This is a genomic window from Clostridium formicaceticum, from assembly GCF_001854185.1.
GTDB lineage: Bacteria > Bacillota > Clostridia > Peptostreptococcales > Natronincolaceae > Andreesenella > Andreesenella formicacetica.
Window position 1 is genome coordinate 4,511,251 of the sequence record NZ_CP017603.1, and the last position, 15,637, is coordinate 4,526,887.

At 35.0% G+C, this 15,637-nt stretch carries 11 protein-coding genes; 2 read left to right on the plus strand and 9 right to left on the minus strand.

Features of this window, described 5'->3' with window-relative positions; translation table 11 throughout:
- Positions 1-35: 35 nt before the first annotated feature.
- The 5 genes from BJL90_RS20965 to BJL90_RS20985 all read right to left on the minus strand — a co-directional run bounded on the left by BJL90_RS20965 (position 36) and on the right by BJL90_RS20985 (position 6,546).
- Complete coding sequence (locus BJL90_RS20965) at positions 36-518, minus strand: ribonuclease H-like YkuK family protein (RefSeq protein ID WP_070972741.1); 483 nt, start codon at positions 516-518, stop codon at positions 36-38.
- Between the two features lie 423 nt (positions 519-941).
- Positions 942-1,856, minus strand: coding sequence for a tetratricopeptide repeat protein (locus tag BJL90_RS20970; protein ID WP_070972743.1), 915 nt, complete (start codon positions 1,854-1,856; stop codon positions 942-944).
- Positions 1,857-2,024: 168 nt separating this feature from the next.
- Entirely contained in the window at positions 2,025-3,407 is a 1,383-nt protein-coding gene (locus BJL90_RS20975; protein ID WP_070973486.1) for a SpoVR family protein, read from the minus strand.
- 11 nt (positions 3,408-3,418) lie between these two features.
- Positions 3,419-4,603 carry a sporulation protein YhbH gene (gene yhbH, locus BJL90_RS20980; RefSeq protein WP_070972745.1) on the minus strand — a complete coding sequence of 395 codons (1,185 nt, stop codon included), beginning with the start codon at positions 4,601-4,603 and terminating at the stop codon, positions 3,419-3,421.
- 20 nt (positions 4,604-4,623) lie between these two features.
- Positions 4,624-6,546: a PrkA family serine protein kinase gene (locus BJL90_RS20985; protein ID WP_070972747.1), complete on the minus strand. Its 1,923-nt coding sequence runs from the start codon at positions 6,544-6,546 to the stop codon at positions 4,624-4,626.
- 473 nt (positions 6,547-7,019) lie between these two features.
- Here BJL90_RS20985 and BJL90_RS20990 point away from each other — a divergent pair, with 473 nt between their 5' ends.
- Entirely contained in the window at positions 7,020-8,063 is a 1,044-nt protein-coding gene (locus tag BJL90_RS20990) for a PocR ligand-binding domain-containing protein (protein WP_070972749.1), read from the plus strand.
- A gap of 46 nt (positions 8,064-8,109) precedes the next feature.
- The gene (locus tag BJL90_RS20995) at positions 8,110-8,583 is read left to right on the plus strand and encodes a chemotaxis protein CheW (RefSeq protein WP_070972751.1); all 474 of its coding nucleotides are present in this window, start codon (positions 8,110-8,112) and stop codon (positions 8,581-8,583) included.
- Between the two features lie 81 nt (positions 8,584-8,664).
- Here the strand turns inward: BJL90_RS20995 and BJL90_RS21000 are convergent, their stop codons facing one another.
- The 4 genes from BJL90_RS21000 to BJL90_RS21015 form a co-directional block, all read right to left on the minus strand.
- Entirely contained in the window at positions 8,665-9,930 is a 1,266-nt protein-coding gene (locus BJL90_RS21000; RefSeq protein ID WP_070972753.1) for a methyl-accepting chemotaxis protein, read from the minus strand.
- Between the two features lie 275 nt (positions 9,931-10,205).
- Positions 10,206-11,045 (minus strand): CvfB family protein, encoded by an 840-nt coding sequence (locus BJL90_RS21005; protein ID WP_070972755.1) that lies wholly within the window; start codon positions 11,043-11,045, stop codon positions 10,206-10,208.
- A 226-nt stretch (positions 11,046-11,271) separates the two neighbouring features.
- Positions 11,272-14,394, minus strand: a complete 3,123-nt coding sequence (locus BJL90_RS21010) for an efflux RND transporter permease subunit (protein WP_070972757.1) — start codon at positions 14,392-14,394, stop codon at positions 11,272-11,274.
- Between the two features lie 2 nt (positions 14,395-14,396).
- Positions 14,397-15,611 carry an efflux RND transporter periplasmic adaptor subunit gene (locus BJL90_RS21015; protein WP_070972759.1) on the minus strand — a complete coding sequence of 405 codons (1,215 nt, stop codon included), beginning with the start codon at positions 15,609-15,611 and terminating at the stop codon, positions 14,397-14,399.
- Between the last annotated feature and the right edge of the window lie 26 nt (positions 15,612-15,637).

A 15,637-nucleotide genomic window follows, 5' to 3' on the forward strand; every position in this document is an offset into this window, starting at 1 on the left:
AAAAAGTATTCTATTTCAGTCTGTTTCCGGTGCTTTTAGCAGACCTTGCTTCCTTTTTTAGATATTTTATCAGCGATTCCAGTAGATGTATAGGAATCCGGCTTCACACAGCATTTAAACCCTGAACCTATGACCCACCCTACAATCTCCTTAATAAGATATTTTGTATCCCCATGGGTACCAATGTCTACATGTACTTCTAATGAAGCCTTGATATGATTTTGATTAATAAAATCCATGATATTCGACGCTAATTCAATGCTGTACTGTGTTTCTTTTAAAATTTTTTGTCTTAAATTCTTAATTTTTTTTACCTTTTTTATATCATAGAAAAAAATGCCACCTTTTCTTTTACGAACTAACGCAATAACAGAAACCATCTTTGTATAGCCATCTACATTTTGAGAATCCGTACCTACAGAAATAACATACTCTAGCGCCAAGTCCTCACTTGTATATTCCTTAATCTTTTCACAAACTTTGTCAAAGCTGATCTCTCCATAAGTAATACTCTTCATAGGAACACCTCCAGGTTATTTCCGTCTTTCTACTGTTATTTTATTCTATACTTTTATTTTATGTTATTCTTTTGTATTTATTTTAAATCCCCTATAAATCTCCGTTAAATTCTTGTAATCATCACCAATTTTTTTCTTTACAAAATCTTTATATTTTCTTTAACTTTCTTAGGAGTTTATTTATTGTTTCCTTAAATCAAGATGTTATAATAAATTAAATCTTGTTACTAAAACTTGTGAACAATCTGCTCTAGATTAACAGCGACATACTTCTTAATATATATGGTAAGCATTGTATTTCCATACAATACTTTTAAATTTCTGTGAATGTTATGTTAACCTTAAAAATACCAACTTTTTCACAGCCTCTGCCATATACAAGAAGTTATCTAATCTAAGGGCAGTTTTTTTTCACTTATGTACTTAAAACATAAGCTTGTATGCTTCCAATTCTCTCAACGCATCGAGTTCTTCATCATTTTTCATATATTCTACTAAATCAGCATCTAACTCCGTTGCTCGAATAAGATCTCGCATAGCCTTTTCTAGTTGATTCATGAGGGCATACAGACATGCTCTATTATAATATAATACTGCCACCTCTTTGTTGGTATAAATTGCTTTATTTAATATCTCTATCCCTTCATGATATTTCTTCTGTTCTTTATAAATAATTGCTAGATTGAAATAACTGTAAGGGAATTTGGAATTTTGTTGAATAGACAACTTATAATATGCAATAGCTTCTTCAATCCTTCCCAATTTTTTTAAAATTACTCCCATATTGAATAATGCTTTATAGTTTTCCCCTTCAATCTCTAAGGCTTTCTTCATCATCTCTAAAGCCAATTGATTCTCATGGATTTCTTCATAAATAGAACCTAAATTAACATATGCCCAAAAATCCTCTTCATCCAGTTCAATCACCTTTTTATAATACTGAATCGCCTTATCTTTTTGTCCAATTTCATCATAAGCATTTGCTAGAAAAAAGTAGGCTCTATCATAATAAGGATCTAACTCTATGGCCAACTTATAAAATTTAATTGCCTTCATATAATTTTTTTCATTATCATATGCGATGGCTAAGCTATAGTAACCTCTGGCTTCTTTAGGGTTTATGTTAAGAACTTCTTTATACTTTTTCTTTGCCTCTTCATAGTCCTGCATTTCATCATAAATAAGGCCCATTTGTAGTAGTAACTCGATATCTTCATTACCACCTCTACATTCATAGGCCTTATTATAAAAATGCAGCGCTTTTTCTAATTGATTTTCATCCTTAAACTTATTTCCTATAATTCTATAGTTATCCAACATATATTGATTATCCTTCATGATATTTTTCCCTTCCCTCTCAAATAACTACATTTATCTTTTGTATTTTTTTAACTACTTATTAGTTTATTTTATTCTTGCATCCTATTTCAAGTAGGACAGGTAAAAAGACCTATATATAGTTAAAAAGCACCTACAAACCCCATTGCTTAGTAGATGCTTTTTTTTTTAACTTGTTGCAGAACTTATGCTGACTCTTTTATTTTCATCACATGAAATTGTTTTTGGGGTTTTGCTAATCGTGGTCATCAATTGAACTTTGCCACCCCAAAGACTTGTAATATACTTTAAAGTTTCATAGGCATAAGATAGTTCTAGTTCTCTACCATCATAATCATGCTTTAGTATAAGTATATGATCTTTTTGAGATACTTCTACCACTTTGATGCAGGGGATTGCCTCCATACCTACTGTGTTAGCAATGGTATTTCTAATCTTTTTCCATCCTGTTTCATCTGCAACTTCTTCAATGATATAATCTTTTTCTTTTTTATTGTACTGAAAGAGGTGCATTTCTTTGCACAGCCCTTCTGTCAAATACCTTCGAATAAAGGATTGATCTCTTTCAATCTTCCGCACTTCAAATATCTTTTCCTTACCATAACTTTTTTCGATTTCGGTAAAAATTTTGAATCCCATATAGTATGGATTGATACTTCCTAAAAATGGTCTGACTACTTGATTATGCCTACTCAAAAACTCCATATGCAGGTTTTGGGGAAGCTCCAATTGATTCAATATCTTATAATGCCAATAGCTAGCCCATCCTTCGTTCATAATTTTTGTTTCAATTTGAGGTATAAAATATTTTGTCTCTTCTAAAACAATTCGCATGATATCCCTTTCCCACTCTTCCAACTTACCATAGGTTATAATAAACTCCATAATCTCTTCAGTAGGTTCTAGCGGGATTTTATTTAAATTAGGATAAGGCACCTCTTTTTTTCCTTCTAATACACTAGTGATCTTTGTTTCCTCGTAATACTTCGTAAGAAGTTTTTCTTTCTTCTCTTTATCGGATATTTTTTTATCTCCGGTTACTCTCGAAGTCTGAAATTTAATACCATGGGCTGCATCTAAAATACGTTCAACCTTTTCATAGCCAATACTGGGATCATGAATGTAGCTTCTGACCCTATCGGCATGCTTTTTAAACATCTGTACTACATCCTCAGCCCTCGTTCCCTCCACAAACAAACGATTATTTTTAAAGAAGTCATTATGGCCATATACATGTGCAATGGTAAGAATTTGCAAAAGCAAAGTGTTATCCCGCATAAGGTAAGCAATACAAGGATTTGAGTTGATAACCATTTCATAGGGCAGACCTTTTAAGTTATAGGAATAAAGCGTCTTACTCTTTTCATAAGCCTTTCCATAACTCCAATGGGGATAATGGGCTGGCATCCCAACATAAGCCTCATAACAAAGCATATCATCATAGCTACAAACTTCAAATTCCTGAGGATAATAATCTAAACCTTCCTTTATTGCAATTTCTTCTATTTTTTTATTCCACTTTTCTAATTCTTTTATTGTATACTCTCTCATAGGCAAAATAATCACTCCACAGCGTCTCTTTCCTTATCTAGCAGGTCTTTAAGGGCTGGAATGATATCCTCCTTTCTAGAGATTGTTACCGCTGAAAAATTTTTGTGCTTCAATTTTGAAAACTCATTGAAAATTTTACTGTTTCTATTATAATATCCCTGTAATATCTCTCCATAACCAAAAAGATTACATACTTCGCATAATTTTCCTGCTAACTGTATTGCTTTTTCGTTGTCATTGGACCAGTTGTCTCCATCACTGCAATGAAAAGCATATACATTCCATACAGCAGGATTGTATCTTTTTTCAATAATCTCTAGAGCCTTTTCATAGCCACTGCTGATATAAGTTCCTCCAGTTTCTACTTTGTGGAAAAACTCATCTTCATTAACTTCCTTAGCAGTAGTGGAGTGTGCTATAAACACAATATCAATATTAATATACTTCAATTTAACAAATTGATATAAAAGAAAATAAAAGCTTCTAGCTAAATACTTTTTTGCTATATACATAGACCCTGAGGTGTCCATAATACATATAACAACCGCATTGCTTTCTCGCTTTATATCTTCCCTCAGTCGAAAGTATCTTAGATCGTCTTCTTTAAAAGGAAACCTTTCTTTTTCCTGTTGCTGAAAAATTTCTGGATTTTCTCTTTTTCCTCGCTGATAAGCTTTCTCCCTTTTAATCCTTTCTATCATAGACCTTTTCTTAGCAAGACGTGGTGGAATACCTTTTCTTTGATAGCCCAAACGTTTAAAATTCTTTTTACTTTCTAATTCATTGAACTTTTTTTTATCAAGAAAGGGCAAATTTAAGTCTTCAAATAAGTAGTTCATTAATTCTTCGATTGTCACCTCAGTTTCATAAATATCTTCACCTTCTTGATTTCCAGCTTCACCCTCTTGCCCCTTACCCTTCTCCATCTCATCGCTGCCTATTTTATCCCCTCTTTTTTCACTTCCATCACCAGAACCAGTTCCTGGTTTGTTTTTTCCATAGATAAATTGATATTCTTTAATACCTCTTATTGGAATCTTTATTTTTTTATCTTTGCTTTTTCCAATAATACTTTCCTCGGCAATAATATCTCCTATATTTTTCTTAATAGATTCCTCTACCAATTGTCGATGTCTTCTTCGGTCTTCTGCTGAACGATCTCTCCCTCTACTGTCAAACTCTCTAAATATCGTCATAGCTTCACCCCCATTATCCTCTAGTCCTTCCAAAGATTGTTGGCAGCATATTTGAGAATGACATTGCAGCAGTGATCACAATAACCATTACGTTTCATTTCTTCTACCATAGCATTATACTTTTCCTTTTGCTCTTTATCTCTTACCTTAGTGCGGGTGACTACTCTGCTTAGTTCCCTTACAGAGGAAGTTAACTTTTTCTCAATAGCCTCTCTTAATGGCTCATAACTGGTATAATCAATTTTTCCTCCTTTTCTTATCACATAAAACATATAGGCTGTAACATCTTGGCGGAAACCCTTGGCTGCACTTTGTGTAATATCAATCTGTTCTTCAATAGATCGCAAAAACTTTTCATCTGCCTCCAACTCTTCTCCCGTATTCCTATCTTTGATTTTTGTATTATTGACATAGGCTTCAGCATGATCTAAATAGTTGTTAAATAAATCCTCCGCCTGCTCCTTATACCCATGAATAAAGGCTTTCGTCACTTCTTTCTCTAAAATCTTATGATATTCCTTTTTTATCGTATCCTGTAAAAAGTTTAGATATCTCTTTTTTTCATCCTCCCCTAGCGTTAATTCCTTCACCGCTTTAATAAGGGTTTCTAAAATCGTAATAGGATTGATACAATCATACTCCGATTGCGCAATAGCTGTATCAAGGGCCTTGATAATAAATCTGGTAGATATTCCTGTCATACCTTCTCGCTGCGCTTCTTCTCTAAGCTCTAAAATATCCAATTTCTTAGCACTACCCTTTTCTATAATCTCTTCTCCATTGTATATTTTCAATTTTGTGATAGGATCTACCTTTGAAGAAGGTGCTAATCTTGTCAATATGGCAAACATTGATGCCAATTCCATGGTGTGGGGCGCAATATGACTACTGAATTTGCTATTTTTTAATATTTTTTTATATATTTTTATCTCTTCTCTTAACTCCAGACAATAAGGTACCTCTATTTTTACAATCCTATCTAATATAGCTTCATTTGTATGATCTGCCTTAAACTTATTCCATTCTGCCTCGTTGGAATGGGCTAAAATTATGCCATCAAAGTAAATCATAGAGCCCTTGCCCGGGGATGGAATACTTTTTTCCTGCGTGGCAGTAATCATCGTATGCAAATATTCTACTTCATTTTTAAATACTTCTATAAATTCAACAATCCCTCGATTCCCTACATTAAAGGCACCGTTTAAAGACAAAACTCTTGGATCATCCTCAGAATATAAGTCAAGCTTTGAAATATCTACTGAACCTATTAATACAGAGGTATCTTGATTGTTTGGATCAACTGGTGGTACCACACCAACACCTTTTCTAGATCGAATACTAAAATTTACAGTTTCTACAGGAAACTTTTCAAACTCTCCATTATATTCCTCTACTAATTTATAGCGGCAAACTGGACATAAATCCCCTTCAATTTTTACACCCAATAATTCTTCAAATGCTCCTCTTAAATGCTTGGGAATAAGATGTAGGGGTTCCTCCCGCATAGGACAATCTTTAATAGCATAGATAGGAGGACTCATCTCCAGGGCTTTTTTTAAGGTCTCCATAATAGAGGACTTACCTGCCCCTACTGGCCCCACTAAATAGAGAACTTGACGAGATTCTTCTCCCCTCATAGCTGCAGCCCTTAAATAATTGACAATTTTCATCAGTGTTTTATCAATGCCAAAAAAATCGTCTTTAAAGAAATTGTATTGTTTGATGATATCATTGCCATATATTCTCCTCAGCCTTGGGTGTTCTTCCGTATTAATTACTTCTACGCCCTTTTCTACAATCAGTTGATACATTCTATGGTGAGCTAATTCGCATAGAGATGGATTTTCTTTTAATATACTGAGATAATCTAAAAGTGTACCTTGAAAATGATGTTTCTTATTTTCATTTCTATCCTTCTTTATTAAATCCTCAAATTGTGTCATGATTTTTTGAAACCTCCTCTTTTTTTCGAACTTTCATGATTATATTTTGACGCTTTCTTCCTATATCCTATAAATCTATAGATTGTATATAATTAATATGTATGTTGCTTCTTTTATTTTTAAAACTTCTTTATTCTCTAAAAAATTCAAGCGCTAAGCAGCCACTTCTTCCAGCTAAAGCTTTAAATCAAGGAATCAGATAGGGGCGTTGATAAAGCATTTATTAAAATTATCACGGAGTAATTTCTATAGATGCGCACTTCTAAAGTTAAATTTTAAAGGAGTTTTAAGATTTTCATAGAATATTACATGAATCGACATTTTCTATAGCCGTTACAATTTTTTTATAGTACTACCATTTGTAGAAGTTTATGATAACTTTTATTGGCCATAGTGGCTGTTATCATTTTCCATGATGACATCAGCTTTAAATTTAAAAATTTAATGATTCTTTATTAAAAGGGGGCTAATTTATGAAAAGCAGTATAGTGAGGGAAAACATCGATCTAGAAAGTATCGACTTGAGGGACATTATTGACATTGATTTTCTCCAAAAATTTCAGGATGATTTCGCAACAGCCATAGGATTAGCTAGTGTCACTGTTGATGAAAAAGGAAATCCAATTACAAATCCTAGTAGGTATACAAGATTTTGTATGGACTTTACCCATTCAACAGAAGCTGGGGACCGTAGGTGTGCAGAGTCTCATAAAAAAGGAGGAGAAGAAGCTGCCAGAACGGGTAAGCCTGTGGTCTATGAATGTCATGCAGGTCTAATAGATTTTGCAGCCCCTATTATGTTGGAGGGAAGACTCATTGGAACCATTTTAGGTGGACAAGTTCTAACAGCTTCTCCTGAAGAAGAAAAATACAAAAAAATAGCTGGAGAAATTGGTGTAGATGCTGAAGGCTATGTAAACGCTGTCAGAGAAGTTACTACTTTATCTAAAGAAGAGATTCAAGCAGCAGCAAATGTATTGTATATCGTAGCCAATAACATGTCGAAAACTTGGTACCATCAATATAAATTAAAAAGTGCAGCAACCATTCTTAACGACAGTCTTACACAGATATCTGCTACTATGGAGGAAATGGCAGCCTCTGCTATAGATGTCAGTAGCAATCAAGCGCAACTAAATCAAGAAATCAGAAATGTGGATAAGATGTCAGAACAGATTAGTGAAGTACTAGACTTTATCAAGGAAATTGCTGATGAGACAAGACTATTAGGTTTAAATGCTGCTATCGAAGCAGCTAGAGCTGGGGAAGCTGGACTAGGCTTTGGCGTAGTAGCACAGGAAATACGAAAATTATCCAGTGATTCTAAGCAAACTGTATTTAAAATTAAAGACTTTATTGATCGTATACAGGAGTCTGTAAGAAACACAGTTAGAATGGGGAACGACACTACAACCGTAACAGAACAACAAGCGGCAGCTGTACAGGAGGTTACCGCTAGTATTGAAGAAATTACTAGTTTAGCTGAACAGCTAAATGATTTAGCTTTAGAGAAGTAGTAAAATATTATCGGAACCAGGAAATTTGCAAATAGGAGTGAAAAATATGCCCAATATGCAACTCGTTGTGTTTCAAATTGGAAACCAGTATTATGCTGTAGAAATTGACTATGTTAATGGCATTAATAAAGTAAAGGATTTTAACATCATGAAGGTCCCTAATTCTCCAAATTTTGTTGAATGCTTAATCAATTTAAGGGGAAAGGTACTTCCTTTATATAATTTAAGAAAAAGATTTTTTGATGAAGACTTCTTATCTAAGGATAACGAGATCCTTGTAGTGCATATCAACAACATTATGGTAGGTCTTATTGTGGATGAGGTTTTTGATATTATAAACTTGGAAGAAAAAGATGTTGAACCCTCCACAAATTTATTTTTAGGCTTAGATAGTAGGTTCATAAGCTATATTGGAAAAACTGAAGATAATATGATTATTATCTTAGATGTTTCAAATATTTTGTCAGTTTCAGAACAACAGGAAATCACCCCCATGTTTTCTAATGGAAACCCCCTGTAACTTACTGACGAACTAAATCCCATATCTTTTCTTATACATTATAAAAAGAGGAATTCACATTAGTGAATTCCTCTTAGTTTTTTAATATTTAAATTTAGAAATACTTTTGTGCATTTCTTCAGCCATTTTTGCCAATGTCTCACTAACACTGGCAATTTCCTCCATAGAGGCTGTTTGCTCTTCTGTTGATGCCGCAATTTGTTGGGCCCCAGCTGCATTTTCTTCTGCATTTGCCGATAAACTCTGTACAATATCAATAATCTCATCTTTTTTCCTGCTCATAGCATGCTGAGACTCGTTTACAGTTTCTAAAAATCTTTTTGATTTATTTGCAGTCAAAGAAATATTGTCAAATTTTTTATTGGTAGTATCTACACTAACTGTTTGTTCCTTTACTATATTGGATATTTCTTGTATTGTGATTACCGCCTCTGCTGTTTCAGTGATAAGCTCCTGTATAACGGTTTTTATCTCTAGTGTAAACGCATCTGTTTGCTCCGCCAACTTACGAACTTCTTCAGCTACTACAGCAAATCCTTTGCCAGCTTCCCCTGCTCTTGCTGCCTCAATCGCTGCATTTAATGCTAGTAGATTTACTTGCTCTGCAATTTTAGAAATCATAGAGCTTGCGCCTTCTATTTTTTTAGCACTTTGATTTGCATGTACAATCACTGTACCTATTTTTTCTGTTACTTCGTTTACTTCCTCGGTTTTTTCATTAAGTTCCTTCAAGGTTTCAAGGCCTTCATCCTTTAGTTTTATAACAGCATTGGTGGTTGAATTTAATGTCTTTAAACATTTCTCATTGTTTTCAATTAACTCCCCCAGTTCACTTACTTTAATGGCTCCCAGTTCCGTATCCTTTGCCTGGTCCGCTGCGCCTTTTGCCATCTCTTCAATGGTGTTTGCTACCTCTTCTGCTGCAGTAGCAGATTGCTGCGTAGTAGCAGTTAACTGCTGTGAAGAAAAAGTCACCTGTTCAGAGGTTCCATCAATATTCTTTATGAAGTCTCTAAGATTATCTATAATACTTTGAAAAGATTCTGCTAATTCCCCAACCTCATCTTGACGCTGAAGAAATTCTTCAGGAATATCTTCACGAATATCTAAATCTGCAATTTTTTTCACATGACGCATTGCTAGCATAGTTGGTTTTATAATACGAGCCGTTAAAAGATTAACCACAAATACCGTAGCCAGCAAAGCAATCATTATTACAAAAAATATAATGCTTTTACCCATGATTATCTCTTTTGCAAAAGCATAGGAAAGTGCCGATGTAATTACCATTAAAAATAAAATAAAAGATAATAGCATCCCCATCATTTTCATTTTTAGACTTTTCATTTTTTTCCCCCCAACATCTAAAATTTTTGGTGTAGCTACCTTCTTTTTACTTGCATAATATGAATCCTTTATTCAGTTCCTATTATGCTTGTCCTTATCCCCCTTTGTATATGTTTTTGCTGCCGTACTCAAAGTTAGCATTGTTTTTATAAAAATATTTCTCCTAAAGAGAATTATTTTCAGAATACTATAATTATTTTCATTATACTAACAAAGTTCTGTAAAATCAACCAAATCGGTAAATATTCCATAATACGATAAAAGACGACAATTATTTATCTATCGATTATTTTAATACCTTTTTCATCCTGATGAATACTTCCTTCTTTTAGTAGTCTCCCAATAGCTCTTTTGAAGGCACGCTTACTCATATTTAACTCTTTTTTGATTTTGTTTGGGTCACTATTATCATTAAGTAGCAAAAAGCCGTCCTTAAGCTTTAGCTTATCAAGAATAACTTTTACATCTTCATCCATCTGTTTATGTGCCTTTTCCCTTAGACTTAAATCTAACTTACCGTCTTCTTTCACCTTAGCGACTCTTGCCTCTACTTCATCACCATATTCATACTCTCCATACAATTCGTTTTTAGGTATCAAAGCTTGATACTTATTATCAACAGCTACAAAAGCACCTATATCCTTGTTGATACCATAAATCCTACCCCGTACTCTATCATCTTTTTTATAAGGGGATTCACTGCTGAGGAGTTTGTGAATATCCATCGTTGCACATAGCCTATCGCTTTTATCTATATATAGACCTACTAAATATTCCCTACCTTTTTGCATTTTGCCTTTTTGTTCTTTAAAAGGTAAAAACAAATCCTTTTCCAAACCCCAATCCAAAAAAGCACCTATCTTGGTTACTTCAACTACACTTAAAAAGGCTAATTCCCCCAGCTTTATTTTAGGCTTTTTTGTTGTAGCTATCAAACGATCTTCAGAATCTCTATAGATAAATACTTCTATCTCATCTCCTATTTTTAATCCTTCAGGAACTTGCTTTTTGGGCAATAAAACACTGTTATGCTTATCCTTTTTAGCGCTTAAATATGTACCAACTTCATTGAATTTAACGACTTCTAGTTTTTGAACTTCACCTAATTCTATCATGCTTCACCTTCCTCATTTGTTCTATCTACTTTCATTATAACTTGTCTTTTAGTGTACCACTATTTTCCCACTGAAACAACCTCTATATACCCTCTATATGTAGCTGTATCGTCTTGACAAAGTTCGTTATCTATTATAGAATGTCTTAATTTACATGACAAAAAAATTTCTCTTTCAACAAAGAAGTACACCAATATTCTTCTAAAGTATATTGGTGTACTTCTTTTTAATGCTCAATAACCTTTTTCTTTTCTCCTTTTAGTTTATTTTTAATACCCGCTGAGAAGTCGTCTACTAGGGTATACACCGTTGGTATTAATACCAAGGTTAAAACTGTAGATAATAGTAATCCTGCAATAACTACGATTCCCATAGGTGCTTGCATCTCGGAGCCTTCTCCGATCCCTATTGCCAGAGGCAATAAACCTAAGACAGTTGTTAAAGTTGTCATTAAAATAGGTCTCAACCTTACAGGACCAGCTGTAATAATCGCTTCATTTCGGTCTTTACCAGATTCTCTTAGGGTGTTGATATAATCGATCAGCACAATACCATTATTAACAACAATCCCTGATAACATAATGACACCAATCAAGGCTGTTATACCTAGTGCCTTTCCTGTAATGAATAGTCCTAATAGTGCTCCTGCCAATGCTACGGGCACGGATAACATAATCGTAAAAGGATGTAGTAATGACTCAAATTGCGCTGCCATTACCATGTAAATCAATACAATTGCCAGTACTAACGCCAAAAGTAAATCAGCAAAGGCATCATTCATTTGTTGATTTTGTCCTCCCATGTCATAGCTATAACCTTCCGGTAAATCATAGTTTTTTAACGCTGCATCAATATCCTGCGTAACACTCCTTAAGTCTCTATTACCAATCTGCCCACTAATTGTTACTACTCTTTGCTGATCTTCTCGATTGATTTGCACAGGACCCTGCTCAACAGATACATTGGCCACTTGACTTAAAGGAATACTCCCGCCAGCAGCAGTTTGGATGCCCATTTGTTCTAGATTAGCCAAGCTCTCTGTTACATGCTCTTCCCCTTTAAGAATGACATCAATCTCATCTCCATCTAGTTTATACCTTGTAGCCGTTAACCCAGAGGTAGTACTTCTTATGCTATTGGCAATTTGTGCAGTTGTCAGCCCATAAGTTGCAGCACGATATTTATCGACAGCAATTTGAACCTCCGGTATGCCTTCACTAAAACTAGTGGTGATTTCCCTTGTATCTTCTACAGATGCAATCATCCCCTTAAAATCCTCTGAAATTTCTTCTAAAACCTCTAAGTCATCTCCCTTTAAGCTGATACTAATAGGATCGCCTGCCATCCCACCCATAGCGTTAGCAGATTCCGAAATACTGATTTCTGCTCCAGGGATATCCTTAAGAAGTCCTCTTATTGCATCAGCTACCTCCTTAGAACTTCTATCTCTTTCTTTCATTTTAGAGAGCCTAACAGTAACGCTACCTCGACTTGTACCTCCTCCGCCAAAGCCCATTTGGCCTCCACCGCCGACAGAAGAAAAGACAGTATCTATTTCTTCTATAGAAGCAAGGCTCTCTTCAATTTCAAAAAGCACTTGATTTACCTCATGTAGTTCAGAACCTACAGGTAAAGATATATTTATGTTTATCTGTCCTTCATCTGAAGCGGGGAAAAGTTCTACTCCTATAAAAAACACAGAGGATAAACTTCCTAAAAAGATGATTATTGCCATGAAAATCGTAGTTTTTCTGTGGCTTAAACTCCAGCTTAATAACTTTTTATAGCGATTTTCTATACCGCTAAAAATTTTATCAAAGGCATCATAAAGAAACTTGAATCTTTTCCTTGCTCCTTTTGCTTTGTTGTTATTCTCAGTAGTTACCCTCAATAGCTTAGAAGATAACATAGGTATCAAGGTCAAAGATACTAGTAAGGAAGCTACCAAGGAGAAAGTAACTGCCAACGCTAGTTCTGTGAAAAGACTAGAAATCATTCCTTCAACAAAAACAATCGGTAAAAATACTGCTATTGTTGTAAGTGTAGAAGCGGTAACCGACATAGCTACCTCGGAGGCGCCTAAACTAGCTGCCTCTTTCTTAGAATATCCTTCTGTTCTGAATCGATAGATATTTTCTAATACAACAATGGCGTTATCCACCAACATACCTACCCCTAGAGCCAAACCTCCTAGCGTCATTAGGTTTAAAGTAATATTTCCAAAGTATAATAGAGCAAAAGTTCCAATAACAGCAATAGGAATAGAACTTCCAATAATTAAGGTAGATCCAATGTTTCTTAAAAATAGATAAAGGATCATGATGGCAAAAATTGCCCCCATTATAACACTCTGAAGTACATTATTAATTGCATCTGTAATATACGTAGATTCATCGGATACAAGAGTGAGTTCCACATGACCATATTCTCTTTGTAATCTTTCTATTTCTGCATGGACCAAGGATGCTACCTGTACGGTATTGCTGTCCGACTGTTTCTGTACAGAGATGTTAATACTACTCTTACCATTGGTTCGAGATATAGTTGCTATATCTCGATGGGTTAACTCCACCTCCGCAATATCCTTTAGTAAAATGATACTTCCACTAGGTAATATTATGGGAATTTCTTCAATTTCGTCTATGCTTTTAAATTCTCCCATCGTTCTAATGGCAAGTTCCCTTTCACCATTTTTTACTGTTCCTCCTGGTAAATTCATATTGGAGGCTCCTATTGTTTGAGATAGCTGACCTAAAGTGATACCATAACTATCCAAAAGCTGTTGGTTTGTCCTAATTTGTATCTCATTGGTATAACCACCTGTTACATCTACAGAAGCTACGCCTTCAATTCTCTCCAGTCTAGGTTTTATTGTCTCTTCCGCCAATGTTTGTAGTGAAACTAAGTCTTCACCACCCACTAAAGATATTTGAATAATAGGGAAGGCATTTGGATCTATGGTTAGAACCATTGGATCAGATGCCCCCTCCGGCAAAAGGCCTTTGATCAAGTCAACCTTCTCCCGCATATCCAAGGTAGCAAAGTTCATATCTGTACCAAAGTTAAATTGAGCAATAACGATGGAACTACCTTGTGAAGACCTAGAGGTAACACTTTCTATATTGCTTGCAGTAGCTATAGCTTCTTCTATAGGTCTTGTAATTAAATTTTCTATTTCATGAGGCCCTACCCCTGAATAAGAGGTACTGACAATAGCAACAGGTATTTCCATGGCTGGATAAAGATCTATCGGTAATCTAGTAAAGGAGATGGTACCCAATAGGATGATAATGAGCATAATCATCGCAATCATGACAGGTCTTTTTACTGCTAATTTCGATAAACCCATATCTACTCACCCCTTACTACTTTCACCCTCTGGCCATCTACTACATAATGCTGACCTTTGATAATAACGATATCTCCTTCTTCAAGTCCCTCTGTCACTTCAATATATAAACCTGTATCTAAGCCCAAAGTTATCTTTTGTTCCACCGCTTCCTCATCCTTTACCAAGTAAACCACTGTTTCTTCCTCTTTATCCATGATAGCACCACTTCTTACCACCAGTACATTTTGCCGCTCTTCAAGACTTAAACCTACAGAGCCACTCATGCCAGGTCTGATCTTACGATCCTTGTTATTGATATATACCTTTACCGTATAAAGCTGCGTTCTATCATCAGCAGTAGGGCTAATATAATCAATTTTTCCTGTTATTTCCTCATCTAATGCAGAGGCTATTGTCACAGCTACTTCTTGTTCTTTGCGCAATCTGTTTACCATGTTTTCTGCTACATCTATCTGTAGGTAAACCGTATCCATATCTACAATTGTTGCTGCCGCCTGAGCATTACTAGCTAATTGGCCTTCCACAACCGTTAGATTTGTAATCATACCATTAATTGGTGCTTTTACCAATGTGTTATCAAGATTACTTCTTGCTTGTTCATAACCACTTTCTGCCTGACTTAATTGATTTAAAGCCTGTTGGTACCCTATTTCTGCTTGATATACTTGTGCTTCTGCTGTCTCTAAAGGTTTTGTAGAAGCTGCTAGCTCTGCCTGTTCCAGCTGAGTTTTAGGAACAGCTCCTGCTTCATAAAGAGCTTTTATCCGTTCTAGGTTCACCAGGGCATCTTCCAATCTTTCCTTGGTTGATTCGTATTGAATTTTAGCTGACCGTATACCATTCTCAGCTTGCTCTACTCCTCGTTTTGCCAGTTCTACGCTATGTTCTGCCTGTTCAATACTTCTTTGTATATCTTTTTGATCCATAACCATTAAAACCTGGTCTTTCGCAACATAATCGCCAAGTTTCATGTTCACCCTCGTTACCGTTCCAGGCATTTGAGGCATCACCATAACTTCCTCATTGGCTCTTACTCTGCCGTTTAGCAAGACTTTACTTGCTATTGTTTCTTTTTTTACTGTTTCAATTTCTACCGGCACGTAACTCTCCTCAACAATAGCTACCTCTTCTACTGCCCTTCTACTGCATCCTGTGACTAAAATAATAACAATCAATAGTATAAGTAATAGCATAGATATTGACTTTTTTTTCATTTTGTTTCCTCCTGTATTTTAAATTG

Bases quoted from the DNA above. Each gene is read 5' to 3' on its own strand.
- BJL90_RS21000 (WP_070972753.1), bottom strand. From the start codon at position 9,930: ATGAAAAGTCTAAAAATGAAAATGATGGGGATGCTATTATCTTTTATT.
- BJL90_RS21010 (WP_070972757.1), bottom strand. From the start codon at position 14,394: ATGGGTTTATCGAAATTAGCAGTAAAAAGACCTGTCATGATTGCGATG.
- BJL90_RS20970 (WP_070972743.1), bottom strand. From the start codon at position 1,856: ATGAAGGATAATCAATATATGTTGGATAACTATAGAATTATAGGAAAT.
- BJL90_RS21015 (WP_070972759.1), bottom strand. From the start codon at position 15,611: ATGAAAAAAAAGTCAATATCTATGCTATTACTTATACTATTGATTGTT.
- BJL90_RS20995 (WP_070972751.1), top strand. From the start codon at position 8,110: ATGCCCAATATGCAACTCGTTGTGTTTCAAATTGGAAACCAGTATTAT.
- BJL90_RS20975 (WP_070973486.1), bottom strand. From the start codon at position 3,407: ATGAGAGAGTATACAATAAAAGAATTAGAAAAGTGGAATAAAAAAATA.
- BJL90_RS20990 (WP_070972749.1), top strand. From the start codon at position 7,020: ATGAAAAGCAGTATAGTGAGGGAAAACATCGATCTAGAAAGTATCGAC.
- BJL90_RS21005 (WP_070972755.1), bottom strand. From the start codon at position 11,045: ATGATAGAATTAGGTGAAGTTCAAAAACTAGAAGTCGTTAAATTCAAT.
- BJL90_RS20965 (WP_070972741.1), bottom strand. From the start codon at position 518: ATGAAGAGTATTACTTATGGAGAGATCAGCTTTGACAAAGTTTGTGAA.
- BJL90_RS20985 (WP_070972747.1), bottom strand. From the start codon at position 6,546: ATGACACAATTTGAGGATTTAATAAAGAAGGATAGAAATGAAAATAAG.
- yhbH (WP_070972745.1), bottom strand. From the start codon at position 4,603: ATGACGATATTTAGAGAGTTTGACAGTAGAGGGAGAGATCGTTCAGCA.